The 22,720-nt window shown below is 37.2% G+C and carries 20 protein-coding genes; 6 read left to right on the forward strand and 14 right to left on the reverse strand.

The features are described from left to right. Positions 1 to 94 precede the first annotated feature (94 nt). From KHA93_RS15865 to KHA93_RS15895, 7 genes are all read right to left on the reverse strand, one after another. Entirely contained in the window at positions 95 to 997 is a 903-nt protein-coding gene (locus KHA93_RS15865) for an HD domain-containing phosphohydrolase (RefSeq protein WP_213111629.1), read from the reverse strand. Positions 998 to 1,075: 78 nt separating this feature from the next. After that, a complete protein-coding gene (locus KHA93_RS15870) occupies positions 1,076 to 1,792 on the reverse strand; it encodes a hypothetical protein (RefSeq protein ID WP_233711185.1) in 717 nt (238 codons plus the stop codon). Between the two features lie 213 nt (positions 1,793 to 2,005). After that, positions 2,006 to 2,899 (reverse strand): sugar phosphate isomerase/epimerase family protein, encoded by an 894-nt coding sequence (locus tag KHA93_RS15875; protein ID WP_213111630.1) that lies wholly within the window; start codon positions 2,897 to 2,899, stop codon positions 2,006 to 2,008. A gap of 105 nt (positions 2,900 to 3,004) precedes the next feature. Further along, positions 3,005 to 3,886 carry a TolB family protein gene (locus KHA93_RS15880; protein ID WP_233711186.1) on the reverse strand — a complete coding sequence of 294 codons (882 nt, stop codon included), beginning with the start codon at positions 3,884 to 3,886 and terminating at the stop codon, positions 3,005 to 3,007. A gap of 415 nt (positions 3,887 to 4,301) precedes the next feature. After that, on the reverse strand, positions 4,302 to 5,645 hold the full coding sequence (locus KHA93_RS15885; protein ID WP_213111631.1) for an MATE family efflux transporter: 1,344 nt from the start codon (positions 5,643 to 5,645) through the stop codon (positions 4,302 to 4,304). A gap of 172 nt (positions 5,646 to 5,817) precedes the next feature. Continuing rightward, positions 5,818 to 6,597 (reverse strand): ABC transporter permease, encoded by a 780-nt coding sequence (locus KHA93_RS15890; protein ID WP_213112977.1) that lies wholly within the window; start codon positions 6,595 to 6,597, stop codon positions 5,818 to 5,820. Positions 6,598 to 6,602: 5 nt separating this feature from the next. Beyond that, a complete protein-coding gene (locus tag KHA93_RS15895; RefSeq protein WP_213111632.1) occupies positions 6,603 to 7,484 on the reverse strand; it encodes an ATP-binding cassette domain-containing protein in 882 nt (293 codons plus the stop codon). A 181-nt stretch (positions 7,485 to 7,665) separates the two neighbouring features. On the opposite strand from KHA93_RS15895, the gene KHA93_RS15900 reads away from it, so the two are divergent. The 3 genes from KHA93_RS15900 (at position 7,666) to KHA93_RS15910 (ending at position 10,379) form a co-directional block, all read left to right on the forward strand. Beyond that, positions 7,666 to 8,451 (forward strand): TetR/AcrR family transcriptional regulator, encoded by a 786-nt coding sequence (locus KHA93_RS15900; protein WP_349772308.1) that lies wholly within the window; start codon positions 7,666 to 7,668, stop codon positions 8,449 to 8,451. Between the two features lie 249 nt (positions 8,452 to 8,700). After that, a complete protein-coding gene (locus tag KHA93_RS15905; protein ID WP_213111633.1) occupies positions 8,701 to 9,375 on the forward strand; it encodes a response regulator transcription factor in 675 nt (224 codons plus the stop codon). Further along, on the forward strand, positions 9,372 to 10,379 hold the full coding sequence (locus KHA93_RS15910; protein ID WP_213111634.1) for a sensor histidine kinase: 1,008 nt from the start codon (positions 9,372 to 9,374) through the stop codon (positions 10,377 to 10,379). Before KHA93_RS15905 ends, KHA93_RS15910 begins: the two co-directional genes overlap by 4 nt. A 289-nt stretch (positions 10,380 to 10,668) precedes the next feature. Here KHA93_RS15910 and KHA93_RS15915 read toward each other — a convergent pair whose 3' ends face one another. The 3 genes from KHA93_RS15915 to KHA93_RS15925 all read right to left on the reverse strand — a co-directional run bounded on the left by KHA93_RS15915 (position 10,669) and on the right by KHA93_RS15925 (position 13,974). Next, positions 10,669 to 12,585 (reverse strand): ABC transporter permease, encoded by a 1,917-nt coding sequence (locus KHA93_RS15915; protein ID WP_213111635.1) that lies wholly within the window; start codon positions 12,583 to 12,585, stop codon positions 10,669 to 10,671. Beyond that, the gene (locus tag KHA93_RS15920) at positions 12,572 to 13,348 is read right to left on the reverse strand and encodes an ABC transporter ATP-binding protein (RefSeq protein WP_213111636.1); all 777 of its coding nucleotides are present in this window, start codon (positions 13,346 to 13,348) and stop codon (positions 12,572 to 12,574) included. Before KHA93_RS15920 ends, KHA93_RS15915 begins: the two co-directional genes overlap by 14 nt. Before the next feature lie 458 nt (positions 13,349 to 13,806). After that, positions 13,807 to 13,974, reverse strand: a complete 168-nt coding sequence (locus tag KHA93_RS15925; protein WP_213111637.1) for a hypothetical protein — start codon at positions 13,972 to 13,974, stop codon at positions 13,807 to 13,809. A 260-nt stretch (positions 13,975 to 14,234) separates the two neighbouring features. Here KHA93_RS15925 and nagE point away from each other — a divergent pair, with 260 nt between their 5' ends. Continuing rightward, positions 14,235 to 16,121, forward strand: a complete 1,887-nt coding sequence (nagE, locus tag KHA93_RS15930) for an N-acetylglucosamine-specific PTS transporter subunit IIBC (RefSeq protein ID WP_213111638.1) — start codon at positions 14,235 to 14,237, stop codon at positions 16,119 to 16,121. 179 nt (positions 16,122 to 16,300) lie between these two features. Here the strand turns inward: nagE and KHA93_RS15935 are convergent, their stop codons facing one another. The 4 genes from KHA93_RS15935 to KHA93_RS15950 form a co-directional block, all read right to left on the reverse strand. Further along, positions 16,301 to 17,227, reverse strand: a complete 927-nt coding sequence (locus tag KHA93_RS15935; RefSeq protein WP_213111639.1) for a methyl-accepting chemotaxis protein — start codon at positions 17,225 to 17,227, stop codon at positions 16,301 to 16,303. 57 nt (positions 17,228 to 17,284) lie between these two features. Further along, a complete protein-coding gene (locus KHA93_RS15940; RefSeq protein WP_213111640.1) occupies positions 17,285 to 18,289 on the reverse strand; it encodes an EAL domain-containing protein in 1,005 nt (334 codons plus the stop codon). A 30-nt stretch (positions 18,290 to 18,319) separates the two neighbouring features. Continuing rightward, positions 18,320 to 19,627 carry a diguanylate cyclase domain-containing protein gene (locus KHA93_RS15945; RefSeq protein WP_213111641.1) on the reverse strand — a complete coding sequence of 436 codons (1,308 nt, stop codon included), beginning with the start codon at positions 19,625 to 19,627 and terminating at the stop codon, positions 18,320 to 18,322. Positions 19,628 to 19,755: 128 nt separating this feature from the next. Next, complete coding sequence (locus KHA93_RS15950; RefSeq protein ID WP_233711187.1) at positions 19,756 to 20,733, reverse strand: MerR family transcriptional regulator; 978 nt, start codon at positions 20,731 to 20,733, stop codon at positions 19,756 to 19,758. Positions 20,734 to 20,945: 212 nt separating this feature from the next. On the opposite strand from KHA93_RS15950, the gene KHA93_RS15955 reads away from it, so the two are divergent. Continuing rightward, the gene (locus KHA93_RS15955; RefSeq protein ID WP_213111642.1) at positions 20,946 to 22,013 is read left to right on the forward strand and encodes an ABC transporter permease; all 1,068 of its coding nucleotides are present in this window, start codon (positions 20,946 to 20,948) and stop codon (positions 22,011 to 22,013) included. 3 nt (positions 22,014 to 22,016) lie between these two features. Continuing rightward, complete coding sequence (locus KHA93_RS15960) at positions 22,017 to 22,718, forward strand: ABC transporter ATP-binding protein (protein WP_213111643.1); 702 nt, start codon at positions 22,017 to 22,019, stop codon at positions 22,716 to 22,718. The last annotated feature ends 2 nt before the right edge of the window (positions 22,719 to 22,720 follow it).

A 22,720-nucleotide genomic window follows, 5' to 3' on the forward strand; every position in this document is an offset into this window, starting at 1 on the left:
CATATAAAAAATCGCCCTTAAACGGACGATTTTTTCATGCTTTTACAATTTCTTTTTATATTTATTTCGTTTGTCTGTCATGCCTGCATAACCTTTAGATTTTTCCTTCTTCCTGCAAAATTTCAATTAAAACGTCCACTACCTTTTCATCATAATGAGTATGGATCAGTCGTTTTAATTCATCTACAGCAAACTGTATGCTTAAAGCTTTCCGATATGAACGATCTTCTGTCATGGCATCAAATGTATCACTTACAGCTATAATCCTTGCCTCTAGTAAAATGTCATTTCCTTTTAGTCCATTTGGATATCCGCTGCCATTTAATCTTTCGTGGTGCTGCTCAATGATTGTAGATATTTCGTTATAGTAGAGATCCTTAACCATCTCTGCTCCGTCCTTTGGATGGCGTTTTACAATGGCATATTCCTCATCTGTTAACTTGCCAGTTTTATTTAAAATCTCACTAGGAGTATTTATTTTTCCTATATCATGTAAGATGGATGCAATATATAAATTCTCTAACCTTTCTTTTGGGAGCATTAGTTTTTTTGCAATTTTCACAGCATATTCAGAAACTCTTTCACTATGTTTATATGTATACCGATCTTTTTTTTCTACCTCATCTACGACGTTTTTCAAACTTGTTATTTCTTCACTTAATTGATAAAAAGTTGGCTCAGTGATCACCCATAGATATTCCACATCTGTTAGTGTTGTAAAGTGAACCGGCTCTTTCAAGTTATGAGCAGTATAATAGTCAAAAGGACCAAGTTTTATTTGTTCACCATTCAAGTCGCAGACCATTTCACCTTTTAAAATATAAAAAAATTCCATAACATTCGGATTGTCACTTGGATAAATATAAAACAAATTATTTTTTACAATCCTCTGAATCATAATTTCAGAACCATCACCACGAGCAAGTAAACCAATATTAAAATACTCAAAATTAACCTGTTCGATCTGTTCTCCTTTTCTCCCTATAGTAAAAGCCATTTACATCACCTCTTCCCATGATACAAAGAAAGCGAGGCCTTCTGACAAGACTCGCTTTTCCACACTTTATCTAATTTTCTATCCCATTTTTACAACACGCACAGGATCAATCCATACCCATCGATCAGCAAACCGTACAAGCTGCCAACTACATTCTGCAATTACACCTTTTTTTGCAGCCTTATCAATGGTCTCAGCTGACATCTTGAATGTTTCTTTATAAATATCGTCAATTACCTTCTCAAGTTCCTTGATATATTTATCTGTTTTTTCTTTATACTTTTCTTCTTTTTTATCTAATTTTTCTTGTAATTTTTCTATTTTTCCTTCTAACTTTTTACTATCTTTCTCTCCTGACATTATTTGCCCTGAGATTGCATCTATTTCTTGTTGAATTTCAAACATTTTATTTGCAATTTTTGCTTCTTCTTTTGCTAATTTTGATTGGAGCTTTAATAATTTCTCGTAATATTTCTCTTCTTTTTTAGCATCATTTTTCGCTTTACTTAAATCAGACTGTACTTTCCCTATTTCTTTGTTTAACTTAACAACTGTATCTCCTTCTTCTATTTTCCTAACTTCATAGAGATACTCTTCCTGTAACTCATCGGCCTTTTTTACTGCTTTTTCGATTTTTTTGTCAATTTCACTGTTTGTTTTTTCAATCATTTTAAGCGCTTCCAGAATATCGCTTTCTTTCGCAGCAAAAGCAGGTGATCCGATTGTAAAAGCCAATACTATTGAGAACAAAACTGATAATAGGTTTTTCATCTTATTGCTCCCTTCTTTTTTCATAATCTTTATAAAAAAGATAGATTGGTATTCTAGCGGTAAACAAAATTATGTAAATTTCACCATTATTTTCTATGTACTATTATATCGGTACTTTATACCTATATCAACATTAAAATTTAAATATTTTATATCCTCGTAATTTTCCAAACAAATAGAGTGGCTATTCTATTTTAAATACAAAAAATCGTCCAAAGATGGACGATTTTTTGCAATTTAACTATGTTTCTTTAAAAGGTCGATTGTTTTTTGGACCCCTTCTCTTTGATTTCCGGGACCTTCAAATTCTACAGAATAGTATCCGTCGTAGTTATGTTTTTTAGCAATTTCCATGCACTTGCCAAAATCGAATTGGACGTGGCTTCCATCCTCATTGAATTCATACGTTTTAGCATGAACTAAAATAGGATTATTAAAGATCATATCGATTGCTTCATAACGAATCTCTGGATCGAAGTTTCCAAAGTCAGGGCATACTCTGAAATTCGGATGATTAACCATTTCAAAAAGCTTTATTATATTTTTCGGATCTGCCGACATCCCACCGTGGTTTTCCAAAACTAAAGCAACCCCTTTAGTCTCGGCATATCCAGCAAGTTCTCTGTATGAATCAGCCGTAATAGAAAGGTCGAAAACACCTTCAGGCTGTTGCCCAGTATTGACTCTCGCCCCCTTACTTCCTAGATAAGCCGCTATATCAATCCAAGATTTAATCACTTCTAAATCTGATTTACGTTTTTCTTCATCTAAACCTGAGATATTACCGTAGTCTATTGGCATATTAAGCACTTGCACTCCATGTTTTTCAAGAGCCGCCTTAACATCATCCAAATTACCCGGCTTATTTAAGCTCACGTTCTCCATAACCTGCATAAATCCGCCAACCGCTTGTTGGATTTTTTCAGGATCTTTATCAGGATTACTAAATTGCTCGAGTGCAAACTTCATTTTATCTGCACTTTCTGAATCCAAGTCAGCAACCATCCAATGGACCATCTCAACAGCGTCCGCTCCAAATTCCTCTTTAACGACACGAACAAAATCTACCATAGTCATTCCATTTTCAATAAATTCCTTGTTCATGCTCCAGCTTGATACACCAATTTTCATACTGTTATTCCTCCCATTATATGTAATTCACGGCTATCTAACTCTATTAGTCTCACATGTATTGGATTGTAAATTTAAGCGCTTTATTTTTCTAATTACACAAAATCATGTAAGTTCATAACTTACAAACGCAAAGTATTTACTATCTGGTGACCAGGAATTTACATTGATCGTACCTTGTCCCCCAAACAGTTTTACAAGCAAACGAGATTCACCGCCTAAACTTGGCATTAAACGTAATTCCACATTCTTATTCGGTGGATGATCGCCAGGCTCTACATCTCCTTTTTGATATGCAATATAAGCTACACTATCACCATCTGGTGATACATGTGGGAACCAGTTATTACTTTCTTCAAATGTCATTTGCGTCTGTTCGCTGCCATCCGCATTCATACGCCAAACTTGCATAAGACCTGAGCGTGTCGAGTTGAACCAAATATGTTTGCCGTCTGGAGAATATTCAGGTCCATCATCAAGCCCTGGAGTATCAGTTAGCTGCTTTTCTTCTCCACCTGTTGCTGGAATGGTATATATATCATATTGCCCATTACGCTCAGCGCAATAAGCCAACGTTTTTCCATCAGGTGACCAACCGTGCAAATAAGAAGGTGCCATCGGTGTGATCAGCGTAGGATTACCTCCCTCGAGTGGAAAAATATAAATTCGTGATTGACGGTCTTCTATCGTGTGATGACTCACAGCAAGATGAGATTCATCTGGAGACAAAACATGATCGTTGTTACAAAAATTTGCAAACCCGGAATCAATGACACGGTTTTCAAGAGTATGGATGTCAAATGAATAAATGAGACCTCCACTGTTATAAATAAGCTTGTCATCACGAGTCCAATTAGGCGCCTCAATCACATAATCAAACGTGGCCAACGTTTTTCTCTCGCCAGTTTCTACATTTATGATTTCAAGGAAACTTTTCGTATTTTCCCGCATGTGAAATTCGGATGGTGTTTTTAATGTATCCATCATTTTTCCCCCTTTTTAGCCACATTTTTCTCTACTATATTATTAATTCAATATAAAATTCGAAAGACCTTCTATTAATTTTAAAAATAAGAAGTGAGATTTATATTTTTGGTCAATCCGCGTTTATAAGTGAATATGGTTTCCTAATGCACGTTCCAGTCACTTCGTTTACAAAATTTTATTATGGAACAGATGTTTTCAGATCTTCGATTTTGATCGTTGAGGCACCCATTTCTTGAGCGAATTCAACAATTCATTTTGAGAACACATGGTTCCAGTTGAACAAAATGGTTGTTATTACAACGTTGGATTCAGCCAAAATCGACATACTTTGAAGATGCATCTTAAAGAAAATGGCGATCATAATCTTTTAAAATAAAAAAAGGATCTATTTAAAGATCCTCTTAGAATTTAACTATCACTCACTTTCTACCGTCTTCAACCTAACTGACATCCAGTCAGTCCGATAAAAACGGATCATCACGCTAATCCCAAACACTGTTAAATACAAATACAACGAAATCCACGCTCCTACACTGCCTAGATTTAGTGTAAAGGTCAGTATATAGCTCAGCGGAACGAACAAAACCCATCCTAGTATCAATGAAATTTTAAGCAGGAACGAAGTGTCACCAATTCCGCGTAGACCTCCAGCGTAGAAGTTCAATAATCCATCAAATATTTGTAAAAATGCTGAGATCATAATAAGTTTAGCCGTCAAATGAAAGACCTGTGGATCTTGGGTATAAATCTTTGCAATTTGTTCTGCGAAGAAAAATTCAACAGTACCAAGCAACAATATAAATATACAACCTAAAATGGCCGTGTGTGTGCCTGCTCTTCTGCCATTAAGAGGTTTCCCTTTTCCAATCTCTTGACCAACTAAAATAGTAGCAGTTGATCCGAACGCAAAGGCAGGCATAAACCCAAAGCTCATCACACTTAAGGCGATCTCGTTTGCGGCTAATGCTTCTGTCCCTAATCTTGTGACAAAGCCTGTAAATACGAACATCGCCATTGCTAAGGAGAATTCCTGGATTCCTAGTTTTGAACTTTCCCCAACGATTAATTTTGATTCTAAGCGATTAAAAGCAATTCTTGCACGCGTTCCATACTCCGGATGTAATTTTACAAAATATATATAAGCACAAATAAGAAAAGTAACAACTTCTCCAATAAAGAAGGCAATTCCTGCGCCAACTAATCCTATTTCAGGAAGACCCATCTTTCCATAAGTTAATCCAAAGGTGAAAAAAACCATTAATGCTCCACCTATAATCGTACTTATCATTGGAGTTTTCGTATCTCCGATTCCACGTAAAAATCCATGAAAAACGAACGTGAAAATAGAGAAAACCATCGCAAAAAAACGAATTTGCAAGTAGCTTTTACCTTCCTCAATCATTTCAGGAGAACTTCCCAACACCTTAAAAATTCCTTCTGGGAAGAGTAATCCGACCAGAAAAGTAAAGGCACTGGCAGCTAAGCATAGATAAAAGGCAATATACGTTCTTTCAATCCCTTTTTTCATGTTGTTGGACCCATAGTTTTGGGCAACTAAATAATTTGTCGTATGCCCTATACCTGAAAATAACGCCCAGGCATTGTACATAACAATATTCGTCACACCGACAATAGCAATGGCCAACGCCCCTAATTGACCAACTAAAATCAAATTTATTGTTCCCGTAAGTGTCGATGAGGCAAATGAAGCAATCGACGGAATAGCAAGTAATAGAATCTTTTTCCATTCTTTCATCATCGTGTTGTACCCCTACTCTTAAGTTTCAAATCTATTATACTTTGTTTTTCGGAAAAATGATTATTTTTTTGATTATTTGAAGGTTCTGGTAGAGGTAAAATTTACACTATACTGTCATTTGTTAACCTTACTTGCAATATTTTCGTTTATTAAAACTACGTCATTCCACATACTAGCGACGCCCTGCTTTCATTTTAAACGTCCAAGTTGCCCATATGATTGATGCGATAAGGATCAAAAAGCACCATCCAATTGCCCACCATATTTGGTTAGCTACTTCGCCGCCTACGAGAAGCGAGCGAATGGTTTCTATTATAGGTGTTATTGGCTGGTTTTCAGCTACTCCTTGCAACCATTTTGGCATTGTAATTGTCGGTACGAAGGCACTTGAGAGGTATGGAAGAAATAATATCACGAATCCATAACCGCTAGCCGCAGCTGGAGAACTAGCTACAAGGCCGATTGCAGCAAAAAGCCATGTGATTGTCAAAATAAATAAAGCAATGACTCCCACAGCAGCAAACCATTCAAAAATACTACCCGTTGGGCGAAAACCCACAAGTAGAGCAATAATGATGACTACGCCTGTTGCAAGAAGATTTCGTGCCAGGCTTGCCACAACATGCCCCGTAATTACATTCATGCTCCGAATGGGCATCGTTCTGAAACGATCAATTATTCCATTCGTCATATCAGTAGCCACATCAAATGCTGTAGAAGATGATCCAAATCCAGCACACAACAATATGATTCCTGGAACTACGTAATTTACATATTGCCCACTAGGATCAATCGCACCGCCAAATACATACGTGAACATCAACATGAGTATGATTGGGAGCACAATTGCCATTATCAAGGCATCCACGTTACGAAGGCTATGGAGTAAACTTCTTCCAATGAATACAGATCCAGTGACCAATAACGATGGTTTTTTTGTCTGAGTTATCATGTTCATCATGAAACCCTCCCTTTTTCAGAAGTTAACGATAAAAACACATCATCTAAGCTTGGTCTACGAATGCTAATTCGTGTACTTTCCGTCATAGCAGAAGTGACCTCTTCGATAATCTGTTTAACTTCATGTATACTTCCGTTCGTTGGAATCTCCTGGATAATTTCATCTTTCTCATTCCGTAATTCAACTACTTCATTGCCAACCCGCAATTTCATTTCCATTGGGGTTCCCTGTGCCACAATTTGACCATTTGAAATAACCGCGATGGTATCGGCTAACTGATCTGCTTCTTCTAAATACTGGGTCGTAAGAAAAACCGTGACGCCTTTAGCTTTAAATTGTAGAATCATATCCCATAATGTCCGTCTACTACGAGTATCGAGACCTGTTGTTGGTTCATCCAAAAATAATATAGGCCTGTGCACAACTAGACTGACCGCAAGATCCAATCGCCGTCGCATGCCCCCTGAATATGCTTTTACTCTTTTTCGAACAGCATTCGTTAAATCAAAATGTTTAATTAATTCATCCGCTCGTAAACGTGACTCTTTTCGTGAAAGACCGGAGAGCCTCCCCATCATCCTTAAATTTTCTTCCGCTGTTAACATCTCATCAACCGCCGCAAATTGACCGGTTAGACTAATGGAGCTTTTCACTTCTTCCTTATTCCTCACAATGTCATATCCTGAAACTCGAACCGTTCCTGCATCAGGTGTTATTAATGTAGACAAAATATTAATAAAAGTTGTTTTTCCTGCGCCATTCGGTCCAAGCAGTGCAAAAATCTTCCCTTCCTCTACAGCTAAATCGATACCATCTAAAACGATTTGTTCCCCAAATTTCTTCCGAAGGCCATGAACTTCAACAGCAAGCTTATTCACGCGTTTTCCTCCTTCATTTTGTTTTACATTATAGTATATGACATAAACAGTTTATTGCATACACAGTATATTGCATATACAATTAAGTTGCAACCACATAATGGAATATTTTTTTAAACCATTCTTCTTTACATAAATACTTTTGTATTTTGAATAGTGAATAAACTAGAGGTGAATAAACGTGAAGGACGAAGAAAAAATAGATCGCGAAATAGAAAAATTGCCTTCTGGCATAGCTATAAGCTGGGGGTTACGCAAACAACCTCAACGTGGTCCAAAGCGGGAACTTAGTATTGATCAAATTGTAGAAGCAGCAATAGATATTGCGGATAAGGAGGGACTTGCAGCCTTATCAATGAGCCGACTGGCATCGTCTCTAGGATTTACACCCATGTCACTCTATCGATACATTCCTAGTAAAGATGATTTACTTTTACTAATGCAGGAGAAAGTTTCTGATATTAATTATCCAAATGAAGAAGTAGAAACAGATTGGCGCGAAAAAATGCGTCAGTATATAAGAATCTGTATCAAGGTTTTTCAGAACCACCCTTGGTTTAGCGACATTCCCATTACAAGCGTACCTCTTACACCTAATCAGCTAAAATGGGTAGATATGGCACTACGAACGACTCGTAATCTACCTTTAAACGATTATGAAAAAATGTCGATTGTTCTGCTTTTGAGCGGATATGCCCGTTGGTGTGGGATTATCATGAAGGATATGAGTATGGCGATTCACACTGGAAAAAGTCCGGGTGAAATTAGCGGCCTTGACTATAGCGCAGCTCTTAAAAAGCTCGTTACACAAGAACGATACCCGGACCTTTACCCTGTGTTGATGTCGGGAGCATATACCGAGGAAAATGAAGATGCAAATACAATAGGGAATGACTTCGATTTTGGACTTGAACGGATATTAGATGGGATCGAGCATTATCTTTTAGCAAAAGAAAAGAAAGAATAAAGTTCATACACTTACTAAATAAAAACAAGCTTGCCTCTTCAAGCTTGTTTCTATTTTTATTAACAATGTATTTTATTACGACTGCTCTCAATTTGGCTTTTGATGGTATTTAAGGATTTGGTTAATTTCAGGTTGGTTGCCCCCTTTACGAAAGTTTCAACAAACGGATACGAAAAAATGCTCACTATTCATAAACAAGCCCCTGTTAAATTCTGGATTCCCTTTGTATACTTAATTTAGGTGATGAATATGTATAAGGTGTTAATTATAGAAGATGATCATAAATTGAGGAGCTTAATGGGGCAGTATTTATCAAAATGGAATTTCCAACCCTTTTTGGTCGAAGACTTCGAGCATATAGACCAAATAGCATTAAAGAAAAATCCCCACATTATCCTTTTAGATATCAATCTACCCGGAAATGATGGATTTTATTGGTGCAGTAAGCTTCGTCAGCTTTCAGATGTACCGATTATTTTTATTTCATCCCGCTCGCAAAGTATGGATATTGTCATTGCGATGAATATGGGTGGTGATGACTATATTCAAAAACCCTTTTCTCTCGAAGTGTTGGTGGCAAAAATGAACGCTGTGCTGAGAAGATCTAACTCTATTCAAAATGTTGAAAAGGACCTGCTTACAGTTGGTGAGCTTACTCTTAATCTACAAAATTCCTTCCTCGAATACCGAGATAAAAAGGCTTCTCTTACGAAAAACGAGTTTCAGATTCTTTTCCTCTTAATGAAAAAAGCCGGGCAAATTATTTCTCGGGACGAAATCATGCGGGCATTGTGGGAAGATGAGCAGTTTATTGACGACAATACACTCACAGTGAATGTGAATCGGCTTCGGAAAAAGCTGGAGGAAATTGGGATAAAAGATGCCATCACGACTAAGAAAAGACAAGGATACTTATTACAATGAGTTGGAAAAACTACCTTCGCGATAATCGATCACTTTTGCTCATATTTTTCTCGGTTTTGGCTTTTGTATCTATCATCATATGGCTAGATCCAAACGTTCACATCCATCTAAGCAATCTGCTTTATTTATTGCTTATCCTAGCATTACTTTTTTTGATATATTTACTATTTGATTACCGTAAGAAAAAAGGATTCTATCGTGAACTAAAAGAGAAAATGGAATATGGATATATTTTAGCACCTTCACAAAAACACAAATATGAAGAGAAATTATTCATTGAACTATTAAACACCCATAAGCAACAATATGAGCAAAAGATTGAGAGCTTGAAAAAAGAACAAAAAGAATGGCATGAATATATGACATCCTGGGTTCATGAAATTAAAACGCCTATCTCCGTCACCAAAATGATGATTGAGACAGACCAGATTTCAAATAGCTTAGATGAGGAAATAGAAAAAATAGACCATTTAGTCGAACAAGCCCTGTATTATAATAGAACGAGTGATTTCAGCAAAGATTATTTTATTCAGGAAATCGATGTAGAACAAATCATTAAGGAAGCAATCAAGGGGAATCGGAGGTTATTTTTATCAAAAAAAATAAAACTTCAATTGGACCTAAAGCCTCTTGAGGTTTTAACTGATAAAAAAGGACTTCTATTTATCCTCAATCAGTTTTTATCTAATTCATTAAAGTACACACCTATTGGCCGCGAAATTTCAATTCAAATCCAACAGAATGAAAGAAGAATCATTATTCGGGATCACGGAATGGGTATTCCAACCGAGGATTTGCCAAGAATCTTTCAGAAGGGCTTTACAGGCAAAAACGGCAGACAAGTTACCGCCTCAACTGGAATGGGACTATACCTTGCCAATAAAATTTCTGCTAAATTAGGGCATCAACTCTCCTTTGATTCTAAGGAAGGGAGCTATACAGAAGCTTCTATTTATTTTTCAAAAACCGTTGATTTATTACGAGAGGAATTTGCCCATAAATAAGGACGTGAAGATTGTATCACGTCCTAACTTTTATGCTTTTTCCCGATGGGGCACTAAGGGAAATATTAGGATGCCCCCAATTTATACACTGTTTTCGCGTTCCTATTAGATATTTTGAGATTCTATTAGATGTTTTCGAGATTCTATTAGCCATTTCCCGTATTCTATTAGACGCTTCGCGATTCTATTAGCCATTTCCGATATCCTATTAGCCGTTTCACGATTCTATTAGCCATTTCCGATATCCTATTAGCTGTTATAGGCGTTTTTGGTTCACAGATTTTTTAACTCACCGATTCACAATCACATTATATTTTCTTAGCGTTATAAAATAGTACACCAAATAGATTGCCATATAAATAGCGATAGTACTTAGAAATGGCAGCAGCAAGTTCATTTCTGAAAACCTGGCAAGTGCCGTAATCAAGAACGAACTATTAGGGATAGCAATCACTAATGGCAGTAAAAAGACAGGCAATAATTGCTTGGCGATCGTGCTTTGAGTTTGCTTTCGACTCATGCCAATTTTTCTAAGTATATCGTAACGTCCTTGATCAGCGGATGCTTCGGTCAACTGCTTGTAGTGCAACATGCTGCCCGTAGCGAGTAAAAATACAATCCCTAAAAAGCCGCCAATGAAAATAAGCAAACCATAAGATTGGACTCCTTGCTGATACTCATAAAAGAAGGAAGAAAATATCATAGAATCTTGATCAACTTCGAAATCTTTAAATACTACATCTTGAATCTCCTTCATTAATGTTTCCATTGATTTCTCGTTTTTCACTTTATATACTTGCATTTCTTTGGTGGTGACGTGTTCTTTAATCTGCTCGTAGTTAGCATCATTGATCACCATTGGAAATACATAATAATTTTGATTTAACACCAGCTTTTCTTCATATTTATGAATAGTAAACTTCTGATTCAGAATCGTAATCGTTTTACCTGTATACGGATCATTTTGTTGATTCATATTTCCATCATTAAAGACAATGGCTCTATCTTTTCCAACACCCTCGCTTTGCTTTCCCATATTTCCAGCAATGCGGCGATATTCCTTTTCTGATAAAAGAATTACTGGAAACCGATTCCATCTCCCTGTTGCTGACAGATCTCCTTCAACTTGTAAATACTCGACACGGTCGGAAAAGACAATCTTGTGTTGTTTGCTGCTCTTTATTATCTTATCGACTGCTGCATCCATTTCACTATTTTGCGATGTATACATGAGACTTAACGGATAATTGCTTTCAGCCATCGCGGTTACGTTATGATGTAAGCCAAAAATAGCTCCTAAAACAAAAAGCGTAACTGTGCTCAATAACGCAATCATGGATAAGATGACCGTATTTCCTTTCATTCGAAAGCGTAAATGGGAAACACTGATTAAATTTACGCCTTTAAAATAAAGACCTTTGATTTTCTTCATTCGTTCTAAAAGGACAGCAAATACGGAACGAATAAAAAGAAAAGAGCCAATTAAGATCATTAGCAAGGAAAATAGGACGGCTCCGAATCCATATTCTTTATAAATACCTGAATTACTTGGTTGGAGCAAAACAGTATACCCTACTCCAAGTGCCAATATAGATGCTATAGCGGCCACTATTGATACCTTAAGCTGTTTTTCCCCTTGTTTATCAGCTTTTAGCAAATCCAATAACGTATAACGGTAAATCATCCTGTAATTATGAATAGATGTCACTACAATAATCACAATAAAAACAATTAACGTCTGAATGACTGCTTCAGAGGATATTTCAAAGTTAGCGATGATGGAGAACCCCATTAGCCTTATCAAAAGCATCGTAAATAGTTTAGACAAAAGGACACCAATCGCCATCCCAATCCCAAGAGCAACGATTCCCATTATAAGATTTTCATAAAATAGGAGTTTGCCAACCTGCTTTTTCCGCATCCCGAACAAGGAATAGAGCGCAACTTCTTTTTTCCGTTTTCTTACAAAAAAGTCATTTGAATACCATATGAAAATCGCTGAAAACAGCAACAGCAACACAGATGCGGCCATAAAAGCAGGTTGCACTTTCCCAAGGGCTGTTGCCGATTCGTTAATTTGCTTGTTGTACTGGAGTGAAACAAATGTGAAGTAAATGACAATGCTGAATACCATCGGATAAAAATATAGCAAATAGTCTTTTGTATTCAACTTTATATTCTTTTTTGCAAGGTTAAATAACGTCATGGTGCCCACCTCCACCAAGGGTAGCGAGGATATCAATGATTTGCCCGAAAAATTGCTTGCGACTGCGATTGCCCTTTCTGATTTCTGTGAAAATCGATCCATCCTTAATAAATAAGACCCGGTTGCTAAAGCTTGCTGCATAGGCATCATGAGTGACCATTAAGATCGTTGCTTTTTCTTGTTCATTTAATTCTGCGAGCGTTCCAAGCAGCATATAAGCAGATTTCGAGTCGAGCGCACCAGTTGGTTCATCCGCAAATATTAGGCTCGGATTTGTAATAATTGCTCTTGCAGTTGCTGTTCTTTGTTGCTGCCCTCCCGAAATGTTATAAGGGTAGGATTGCAAAATATTATCAATGCCCAGCGCTTTAGATACTTTCTTTACTCGATTTTCAATTTCAAGAGGCGGAACATTTGCCAAGGAAAGTGGGAGGATCATATTTTCCTTTACTGTTAATGTGTCAATCAGGTTGTAATCCTGAAAAATAAAACCTAATTTGTCTCTTCGAAAATCAGCTAATTCTTCTTCTTTTAATGTAAGAATGTTTTTTCGATCTATCGAAATTTCACCTGAAGTAGGTGCATCAATCGTTGATAAAACATTTAATAAGGTCGATTTTCCCGCTCCTGATGGACCCATTATTCCTACAAATTCTCCTTTATACACATCTAACTCAATATCATCCAGTGCCGTGTGAATATGTCCCTTCGAACCAAAAACCTTTTTTATATTGGCAGCTTCTAAAACAATATGATTTTCCATTTCATCATCCCTCGTTTATCTTATAAACCTACTATAAAAGAAACGGGGAGGTGCAACCATAACTTATCCTTACAATTTATCCTCTAACCTTACAATTTTGTAACTTATCAAGAAAAGCGCAAGGCGCCTGCTTATCGGCGACAAGCAAATGTTCTGAGACAAAGAAAGGCGGTCTTTGCCTTTCATTGGCTCGGGTTATTTGACCTCGAGCCGATGGCGCCTGGAGCTAGACAAAAGAAAAGCGCAAGGCGCCCGCTACTATCGACAAGCAAATGCTCTGAGACGCAAAAGTCTGTTCTCTGACTTTTTGCGTCTCGAGTTTCTGGCCTCAAGCCGGAGATGCCTGGAGTTTGACGAAGGCGATCCCTCAGAAAATTATCAGTAAATTTCCCTCCTTGTAAGCAACCAAAAAACTGTCTCAATAAGGGAATTCACCCTTCACATGAGACAGTTTTTGCTTATACAGTGGCTTTTTCTTTTTGCAATTCCATAGCAGGTCCAAAAAATTCATAACGAATATTATTTTCAGGAAGACCAAGATCTTCAAGGATGTTTACAACAGCTTTCAAAAATGGAACCGGACCACATACATAACAGACAGTATTTTTATCAATTGTATTTTGCAAAAATTCTTTTGTAATATATCCAGTGAATTGTAGAAATTCTACAAGGGAGCATTCTTTATATCTGACGGATTTTTCCTATCCAGCTGTTATCGCATAATTTTTATATATTTTGGGAAAATATCCTTAATATTCATGATAAATATCTATTATTAAACGATATTTAATAGAAGATTCGGGTAAAGAATTTACATATCCACAGATTGGCGAATTCAACGTGATCGCTACATATTTCATTTTTAATAATGGGAGGGAAATCATTCATGCTTGGTTTTTTACAACGGATTGGTAAAGCTTTAATGCTTCCAATTGCTGTTTTGCCAGCGGCGGGGCTGCTTTTGCGATTTGGACAACCTGATTTATTGAATATATCGTTTATAGCTAATTCCGGAAACGCTGTTTTTAATAATTTAGCTTTAATCTTTGCGATTGGTGTTGCCATTGGCTTTGCTAAGGATAACAATGGAGCCGCCGCTTTAGCGGGAGCCATTGGGTATTTGGTGCTGACAGAAGGGGCAAAAGCGCTTAATGAATCAATTAATATGGGCGTTCTTGGTGGAATCATAGCAGGAATCATTGCGGGTTCATTATACAATCGTTACCATGATATAAAATTACCGGATTGGTTAGGTTTTTTCGGTGGCAGGCGCTTTGTACCGATAATCACCTCACTTGTTATGGTTGTATTAGCGTTTATAGCTGGATTTGGATGGCCACCTATTCAAAATGCCATTGATGGTTTAGGAAATTGGATTATTGGACTTGGTGCAGCAGGAGCAGGATTGTTCGGATTCTTCAATCGCTTGCTCATCCCGCTAGGTCTTCACCACGTTTTAAATAGTTTATTTTGGTTCCAATTCGGAGAATATAATGGGAAAACTGGGGACATTGCAAGGTTCTTTGCTGGTGACCCTACAGCCGGAACTTATATGACAGGATTCTTTCCGATTATGATGTTTGGACTGCCGGCAGCCGCTTTTGCCATCATTGCTGCAGCCAAACCAGAGAGAAGAAAAGCCGTTTTTGGGATGTTCATTAGTCTTGCGCTAACTTCTTTTATTACAGGGATAACAGAACCAATTGAATTTTCCTTTATGTATGTAGCACCGCTACTATATGGAGTTCACGCTGTTTTAACTGGGATTTCTTTATGGCTAACAACCGCTCTTGGTATCAAAGATGGATTTACGTTCTCGGCAGGGGGAATCGACTATTTACTGAACTTTAATATTGCCACAAAACCCGTTCTTTTATTGCTTATCGGATTAATTTATGCAGCAATCTATTTCATCATCTTCTATCTATTAATTAAAGCACTAAATCTTAAAACACCAGGGCGTGAGGATGAAGAAATCGTTGAGGATACAGATGAAGTTTTTAGTCCATCCGCCAATAAGTATGAACGTATGGCATACCAATTCATCCATGACCTTGGCGGTCGTGATAATATAACCGCTATCGATAACTGTACAACTCGCCTCCGTTTGAACATAAGAGACATGGACAAAGTCCAGGATAGCGCTCTTAAAGCACATGGGGCAAAAGGAATATCTAAACTAAGCAAGACGAATCTGCAAGTCGTTGTAGGAACTGATGTTGAATTTGTTGCTGACGCCATGAAAAAGATGGATATGGACTATGTAAAGTTTACCGAATCTGATTCCTGCGATGTTGATCCTGATACGAATAACCTTTTACCGCTAACAGAAAAAGATTTTGTCATGCCAATTACGGGAGAGGTCATACCTCTTACGGATGTCCCAGATCAAGTCTTCTCTCAAAAAATGATGGGTGATGGTTTTGCAATTATCCCTGAAAAAGGAACGGTCGTTTCTCCTGTAGATGGGGAAATAATGAATGTCTTCCCGACAAAGCACGCCATCGGAATTATATCTAAACAAGGCTATGAAATCTTGATCCATGTCGGGATTGATACCGTGAATTTAAAAGGTGAGGGATTTACTTTACATGTAAAAGAAGGCGACTCCGTATCAAAGGGACAAGAGATTCTTACTTTTGATTTGGACTATATTAAAAAGAATGCAACATCCACAATTACACCGATTATTTTTACAAATTTAACGAAGCTAAGCGTAAAGAAAAAAGGAAGTGTAGAGCAAGGCAGTTTAGGAGTTATTTCGATTAATTAATGAACGTAGAGGAGCATTCCTCTACATAGAAGAAATAAATTAGGGAGCATATTCTTTTACTGCTCCCTCCCCAATCAACCTTTAATAATTTTATGGGTATACTATTAATAAAATTAGCAGCATGGTTATTCACTAAATATTTCCAACAAAGTTCTTAACATTCCGTTCGGCTAGTCTCCTTACAACACATCTCCTAAGGTCTTAGCCTGTTTATCAAGTTGATCGGCAGCTGTTCCAATACCTTTAAATTGGTCAACTGCCTTATGAATACGTGTTTGACCATCAACAATAATGGTCTGTGAATGTTTCATACCTTGTACAACTTCTGCAACTTGGGAGGCTATACTTTCTAAATTCGAATTCACTTCCCTAGTAGTCTCCTCTGTTTGCTTCGCTAACTTCCTTACTTCATCTGCCACCACCTTAAAGCCGCGCCCATACTCTTTTGCACGAGCTGATTCGATAGCAGCATTGATGGCTAATAAATTCGTATAATCAGCAATTTTACGAATTTTAATAATAAGGTTCCCGACTAATTCTGCTTTTTGTTCTAAAAGTTCGAGGACTTTCATATTTTTATCTGTTTCCTGAACGACCTGCTCAGTAGATGAAGTAACTTCATGTGCAGTAGAAATACCATCTTCCGCTCTTTCTAATATTCCCTCTGCCATATGTTGCAGTTCATTCGTTAATTGGCTAATAGCATTTTCTCGAGCAGTAATATCTGTTGCCACTTTAATAATCCCTTGTATATGACCGTCGTTATCATATACAGAAGTATATGTCGCCTCAAGCCATAGGAATCGTTTATCCTTAGTGACCCGCAATACTTTTTCCTGAAAAGTACGGCCACTTCTTAAATTGTTCCAAAACACCTCATATTCTTCACTATTTACAAATTCAGTTGTACAAAACTGTTGATGTTTTAATCCTGACATTTCCGATGTATCATACCCCATAGCTGCTGCAAATTTTTCGTTTGCCCATAATACGTTCCCGTTAGTGTCGAATTCTATCATTGCCAGTGATTGTTCTATTGCTGCGAGTACAGAATTCACATCTAGGACTTGGGAGCTCGAACCGATCGTCCGTTTCGTACTAATCATAAAACTACATCCTTTGTGTAATATTTTGTGATGGTGTTGTTTATCCTCTTTCAATTTTCAATACGAACCTTCAATGCTACCTTCATAAGGAGTAGAGGATGGCTTTCCAAATAAATACCCTTGGAACAGTTGATAACCCTTTCCCTTTAACCACTGAAAATCTTCTGTACTTTCCACTCCCTCTGCTAATGGAATTGAGCCAATCGTTAAAGCTTTTTCTAAAAAAACACTAGCAATATGCTGTTTTTTTGAATCTTTAGCTACCCCTTGAACATACTTCATATCCAATTTCATAAAGTGTGGAACAAGGTCGGAAAGCAATTCTAGCGTACTATAGCCTTCGCCAACATCATCTAAGGCATACTGGAATCCCTTTTCCCTGTAATAACTTAGAATCTTTTTCAAATGATCGATATCCTCAACCTTTTCCGTTTCAACAACTTCAAAAACAAATAGAGACGGGTCTATCCCTAGCTGCTTCGCAAGAGCTGCGGTTGATTTCAAACAGTATTCCGGAGAGTAAATCGACGTTGGGATAAAATTAATAAACGCTTTTTTATTTAAAATCGCTGCATGTCTAACAGCTGTCATCCTGCATAATCGATCCAATGCGTATAGTCGCCCACGAATTTTTGCCGCTGAAAAAACTTCATTTGGAAAAATGAGAGAACCATCATGCTTTTTAAATCTCGATAGAATCTCATATGCATATATTTCTTCTTGCGCATCCACAATAGGTTGAAAATGACAAGTAATGAGTTGCTTGATGATTACTTCGTCTATCCATTGCATATCGAGAATAGTAATTATCTCTGATATCGGTTTCCAATCTTGTCCATTCAATCGAAACCATACTTTCTCTGATTCCATATGGTCATTACAAAAGTCCAGAAATTCTCTTACTCCGGATTCTTTAATCTTGAACATATTTCCGTTTACGGTAACAAACATATTCCTTCTGTTTAAATGTTGTTCTACCTCTAGTAAAATCTTAAGGTTGTGTTCCCCTTCTGCTATCATTTCAACGACCAATTCTTCTACTAGACAATGATTACACCTCATCCAATCTTCCTTTCCTGTTATCCTCTAGACCTATAAATATACGAATCTATTTTTGCCCTGTTCCTTCGCTTTATATAGCGCTTGATCTGCTAACGATATTAACTTCTTACCATCACTAGGTATGGCTGTACCTTTCGTTGCAGATGATACTCCAATACTAATTGTCACAAAACGGCTAGTATTGGAGTTAACATGTTCTATTTTTAGGTTTGCTATTTCTCTGCAAAGTCTTTTTGCTAAAGAAGTCGCTATTTCTTTGTTCGTGTTAGGTAAAAGAATGCAAAATTCTTCCCCGCCAATCCTACAAACAATGTCTGATTCTCTAACATTTTTCGTTAACGTATTCGCTACTGCAATGAGGCATTGGTCTCCTTGTTGGTGGCCATATGTATCGTTATATTGTTTAAAATAATCAATATCGACTATTAAGAGAGACAATTCAACATTATGCTTAACGACGTTTTTACAATGGCGTTTTAACTCTTTATTTAATAATCGCCGATTGTATACACCTGTAAGCTCATCTAGATTAATGGTTCTTTGTAATAACTCTTTTTCTGTTTCAAGTTTTAATAACTTCATTCTCTGTTTCGTTACATCTCTAGAAATACAAAGAATCTCTTCATCGTCTCCATTACTCGCTAATACCTTTTGACTTTTTGTTTCAAACCAAATATACTTTCCATTTTTACAGCGAATCCGATAAGATACGGTGATAATATCTTTTTTCTCAAATGCAACACTTATTTTCTCAATATCCTTTGGATGAAGAAATTCATAAATATGCTTTCCTAATAGTTCAGATGCATCGAACCCCAATAAAGGCCGACATATCGGTGACACATATGTAAAAACACCATTTGACGAATGAATTGAAATAAAATCAGTCGAATATTCAGCAATAAGGCGGTACCTTTGTTCTCTGTTGCTTAACTCTAGTTCAGTTAACTTTCGATCTGTTATATTTACATGAGAAATAATAGCTCCGTAGTCTCCATTGCCGAACAAAAAGGGGGTAGCCCGCAATAAAAACCAACGCTTTTCAGTATTGGAATGACAAGGGTATTCAAAAGTAAACGTCCCTTCACCCTTTTGCAAGATGCTTTGAATCCCTTGCTTAACCTCATCCTGACAAACATCAAGATAGTTTTTCCCGATACCATTCGTAGACAAATCTCCTTGATTCTTATTTGAAAAGTCAATCCATGATTTATTCACTGAAATAATAAATCCATCTTTGTCTACAACAGCAATTTGATCAATAAGTGAATCCAATATCGTCTGATTTAATAAATCCATTGAAAGACTCCTTGTATTGAAGATAGCTCCTCTACTCATTTCACCCCTCCCTTCACTTCTTATCCCACATTAACTCCTTATTAAAAAACAGGCTTTTAGCCTGTTATCATTCATATCAATTTTTCCCGTCACCATTTAATTCTTATCATGGTGTAATTATTTTCATATTAGCGAAGAATACCTTCGATGGAGTTAGTTATACTAATTGCCTGTAGCTTATAGTGATCTTTGTAAGCCATGGCGCCGCTCCCCCCAAGGTAAAAATCAATATTACGGTTTTTTTCAGCAAAATGATCAAGCTTTCTTAAAAGCTCTGGGTCAGTTTCAAAAGGAATCGTTGTCGTTGCCGACAGAAGAACTACATTAGGCTTTAGTTTCTCTACCAATGATTCTATCGATCCAGGAGCAGGAGAAGCCCCGACCAACTGTGTTTTCCATCCTTTTATCATTAGTTGTAATAGGACAAGATGAAGAGGAACTTCATGGTGCTCGTGTGGCAGACATGCGCCAAGAACAAAAGGAGCATTTTCTCGATATTGATAATTGCGCCGAATTTGCACTAAAAAATCTCTTACTACAAGACTGGACACTGATTCTTGATATTCATCCCACTCATTTTTCTCCCACTTATTGCCCACTTCCTTTAAAAAAGGAACTACAACTGACTCTATGAAGAGCGATAATCCTAAATGATGATAGGCCTGTTGTAAGATGAAACTCAATTCGATTTCGTCACAATGTTTACCTTTTTCAAGTAGCCTAAAAACATAGTCGTTCCATTGCTCAAAGGTCGGGGATACACCCTTTTCCAGTGGAATTTCCGGAGTGGTTATTTCATTTATCAGAAGAGCCGCCTGTTTGATTGAGTGTCCTTGTTCTGATAGTAATTTTATTTTTATTAGAGTATTAACATCTTCTTTACTATAGATCCTATAGCCGTTCTCCAATCGATTCGGTTGAATGAGTCCATAACGTTCTTCCCATTTCCTGATGACTTGCTTCGATAACCCGGTCATATCTGAGACCTGTTGGATGGTGTACACTCCCGTTTCGTCAGATTGAATCATGAAATTCATCCCTTCAATTCGATTTACCCTTTGTATAAGTATAGCGAATGCCTGTTTATCGTACAACGTTACCAGCATTACATTGTACAAAAGATTGACAGGATGTTATTTCGTAAGTTACTTATGCACGCATGATTATGTTTATCACAAAATCATTTGTATAATAAATACTATAAAACATTATACAAACATTTGACATAGAATGCTACATCTGATAATAATATTTTTAAAGCAAGTGTCTTATCAATGATTTGGTAAATCATTTAGTACACACGAAAGGAAGTGACACGATGTTTTTAGCATGGCATGAAATAAAAAAGAATAAATTGCGTTTCACATTGATTATGGGAGTGTTAATACTTGTATCGTATCTCGTATTTTTTCTGTCGGGATTGGCAACAGGTCTAGCTAATTTAAATAGGGAATCAGTGGACAAATGGAATGCGACTGCCATTGTTCTGACTGATGAATCTGACAAAAGCTTGTACCAATCATCTATGTCGACCGACGATCTAAAGGAGATAAAAGCGAAAGAAGCTGCGGTCATTGGGCAGCTGAATGCCATTGCAAATAATGGGGATGAAAAGAAAAACATCTCTCTCTTTGGAATTAACAAAAATGAGTTTCTCATGCCGAATGTTACAGAAGGTAGAGCATTTGAGAAAGCAAATGAAGTCATAGCTGATGATTCACTGAAAGAAGACGGGTTCCAATTAGGAGATGAGCTGCAGTTATCCTCTAGTGATGAACGGTTAACGATTGTCGGTTTTACCAAAAAGGCACGATTTAATGCAGCACCTGTTCTATATAGTAATCTTTCCACCTTTCACCACGTTAAATTCGGAGGAGCAGCAGAAGAAAATAACAAAAGCATTAATGGAATTGTCGTACGAAATGATTCATTAACAAACGTTACAACAAACAATAAACTGCAAGTTATTGAAATCGAAACTTTTATTCGAAGCTTACCTGGCTACACTGAACAGAAACTAACTTTAAACTTTATGATTTATTTCTTATTTGGCATTTCAGCGGTCATCGTAGCGATTTTCTTGTACGTATTAACAGTTCAAAAGATTAGTATGTTTGGAGTCATGAAGGCCCAAGGCATATCAAGCAACTATTTATCATGGTCGGTAATGGCACAAACCATTATTTTGGCAGCTATTGGTGTCGCAATTGGGCTTGTGTTGACTTTGGCATCAGGAGCGTTTTTACCAGCGGCCGTACCGGTCTCATTCGATTTAATTACACTGGCCATATACGGGTTTGTGTTGGTTGTAGTAGCTAATGCTGGCGCCGTATTCTCAGTCCTAACGATTGTAAGAATTGATCCACTAAAAGCGATTGGAGGGTAAACAATGGCAATATTGGAATTGCATCAAGTGACAAAAAGTTTTGGAAGCGGACATAAAAAAGTAGATGCCTTGAAACAGACCGACTTTTGTGCTGAGCGAGGGGAGTTAATTGCCATTATCGGTCCATCCGGTTCGGGTAAAAGTACTTTCCTTACTATTGTAGGAGGTTTATTAACTCCTTCCTCAGGTGAGGTTGTGATCAATGATCAAAATTTATCACGATTAAGTGAAAAAGAACGCTCAAAAATTCGCCTAAAAGAAATCGGATTTGTCTTACAAGCGTCAAATCTCGTACCCTTTCTAACGGTGAAAAATCAAATGAAACTGTTAGATAGAGTAAAAAAAGGAAATATGACGCCGAAAGAGCTTAATCAGTTAACAGAGGAGTTAGGCATTCGTGATCTACTAACGAAATATCCAGCTGACTTATCAGGAGGCGAGCGGCAACGAGTTGCAATCGCGAAAGCATTATATAGCAACCCTTCGATTATTTTGGCGGATGAGCCTACAGCCTCTCTCGATTCTGATCGTGCCTATGAGGTTATGGAACTACTGAAAAAAGTAACGAAGCAGAAAAATACGACTACGATTGTCGTGACTCATGATATTCGTCTTGTTGGTTATTGCGATAAAGTGTACAAAATGACCGACGGGACGCTCGCTTTGGAAGTGAAGGAACAGAAGAAGGAACCACAGTTTGTTTAGTG

The sequence above is a fragment of the Lederbergia citrisecunda genome (assembly GCF_018343695.1).
Taxonomy (GTDB): domain Bacteria; phylum Bacillota; class Bacilli; order Bacillales; family Bacillaceae_C; genus Lederbergia; species Lederbergia citrisecunda.